The organism is Nitrospinota bacterium (assembly GCA_035528715.1).
Classification (GTDB): domain Bacteria; phylum JADFOP01; class JADFOP01; order DATKYB01; family DATKYB01; genus DATKYB01.
Map to the genome: position 1 here is coordinate 1 of DATKYB010000023.1, position 2,108 is coordinate 2,108.

A 2,108-nucleotide genomic window follows, 5' to 3' on the forward strand; every position below is an offset into this window, starting at 1 on the left:
AAGTAATCCCTATACGGGTACCGTCTTGGCATATGAATACGGAACAACTGCACAAAAAGCCAAAGATGCTGCAAAAATTACGGCAGAAAATACAGCCCAGCCATTAGTAGACGCGGATAGAAATCGTTTATGTCCTACACGATGTCAGCCAAAAACGCTGGCTGGTCATAAAAAACCAATAGTAAAACATCTTCATACGCAAGAACTTGGCAAAAAAAAATATGTTTCGTATTACACTGCACACTGGAGGGTTGTAGTCATTTGCCCGCCAGAGCCGAAGGAGAAGAAGAAAAAGAAGAGATAGGCCTTCCTGATCCTATTCAACAGCACAGGAGAAGGGTTAAGGAAAGTTAATATATAAAATATTAGGCAGAGTCAAAATTGACTCTGCCTTTTTCTTTTTTTTATTAGCAGATGCGGATTATTAAGTTTTACTGTTTAAATCAAATGCTCTCACTCTTCAGATTCAACTAACAACTCAATCCCTTTCTTCACCTCCTCAGTAGCAATGGAATCCATGTCTCCTTTTAAAATAACTACTTTTTTTCCCTTAGTTCCCCAGATATCTGTGTCTGTAGGGCCGAAGAGGGATATGGTTGGGATTCCTAACGCTGCTGATATATGCGTAATTCCTGAATCGTTCCCGATATAAAGTTTGCATGAAGCGATTAAGCCGGATAAGAGCTTTAAAGGAAGGTTCTTGGCTAGGACAGGATTTATTTCTTTTATCATATCAAAAATTTCTCCGTCCATTCCCTCCTCAGCTGGACCAAGTATCAGGAGAATCTTTGCAGTGTATTTCTCTCTCATCCATGTCGCTACTTCAGAAAATTTCTTTAGAGGCCAGTTCTTCTTTTTGCTCCCGCTTCCCGGATGAATCGCAAAAATAGTATCACGGACTGGGTTGATACCTTGTGTTTTCAAAAAATCTTCAGCCATTTTTTTTGTATCCACACCTATATAAAGCTCAGGAGTTTTATTACTTGATTCAATCCCGTATTTTTTCAGGGAATCTAAAAGATAATCGATGATATGCCCTTTCCATTCATCTGGAGGAAAAGGAGGGATTGATATTACATTCCCCTTACAAAATTTCTTGATATTGTTCGAAAAATCCTCTTCCTTTATAAAAGAGAATATCAAATCAAATCGATTAAGATATTGAAGAAGAACATCTTTAGGATTGGCATCTTTGACAAACAGAGAGAATAAGTCCCTATCCTCTATGGATACAATCTTATCAACATAACAGCTGTCCTCTAAAAGAGAGAGCCGATCTCTCTGCCCCATCACCTCAATAGAGGCATCAGGAAATCTTTTTCGAATGGCACGAAGTACCGGTAAAAATAAAATAATATCTCCAATAGCGCCTGTTCGGATGATCAATATCTCTTTTATTTTTTCAAAGTCTCTCTTCTTTTGGTCCATGATAAATATAAATATATTATAAAAGCCAACCTATTTCTATTTCTTTTATTCATTGACAACCCCCCTCTTCCCATTTAAATTTAGAATATGAAAAGAATAAAAATCCTATCAGAAAATCTTATCTCAAAGAATATCTTCATATTATGCCTTTTTGTCCCATTTCTTTTTTTGGGGTGTAGCAGAGGCGAGAAAACCGAATCCATTTATGAAATTTTATCCGTACAGGACTTCAGCCACGGTCAGGTAGGGAAATACTCTGCAAAGGTCTATATAAAAGAGGGGTTAACTGAAGAGATCATCAAAGAGATTATAAAAGATGTGACATTAAAGGTAAGAAGGGATAACAATGCTGATGTTGTATGGATTCTCGTATATAAAAGCAAAATCCCTACCCTTGATACACTCACAGCAACAACCCAGTGGATTAATAAAAACCTGAAAAAAGAGCTTTGGCCCTATGTTGAAAAGAGCCCTGTATTTATGACTCTTAAGGATAAATCATTGATTTATATAAGGTCTTATCCTCAAAAATCATCCGAAAAAACAAAGGAACAACAATAAAAAAATATGAAAATGAAAAAGTTGATCCTTGAAAAGCTCATCTTCATTTTAATCATAGCTATTCTTTTTATATTCATACCGACCGGTAATTTCTCTTATGGGCAGGAAATCAAGGTATT

3 protein-coding genes are annotated in these 2,108 nt (G+C 36.3%); 2 read left to right on the top strand and 1 reads right to left on the bottom strand.

Annotated features, from left to right (window positions below):
• Positions 1–304: hypothetical protein (locus tag VMW81_01440; protein ID HUU49604.1), on the top strand; the 304-nt coding region annotated here is incomplete at its 5' end.
• Positions 305–453: 149 nt separating this feature from the next.
• Here VMW81_01440 and VMW81_01445 read toward each other — a convergent pair.
• Positions 454–1,428 carry a glycosyltransferase family 9 protein gene (locus VMW81_01445; GenBank protein ID HUU49605.1) on the bottom strand — a complete coding sequence of 325 codons (975 nt, stop codon included), beginning with the start codon at positions 1,426–1,428 and terminating at the stop codon, positions 454–456.
• Between the two features lie 87 nt (positions 1,429–1,515).
• On the opposite strand from VMW81_01445, the gene VMW81_01450 reads away from it, so the two are divergent.
• Positions 1,516–1,989: a hypothetical protein gene (locus VMW81_01450; protein ID HUU49606.1), complete on the top strand. Its 474-nt coding sequence runs from the start codon at positions 1,516–1,518 to the stop codon at positions 1,987–1,989.
• The last annotated feature ends 119 nt before the right edge of the window (positions 1,990–2,108 follow it).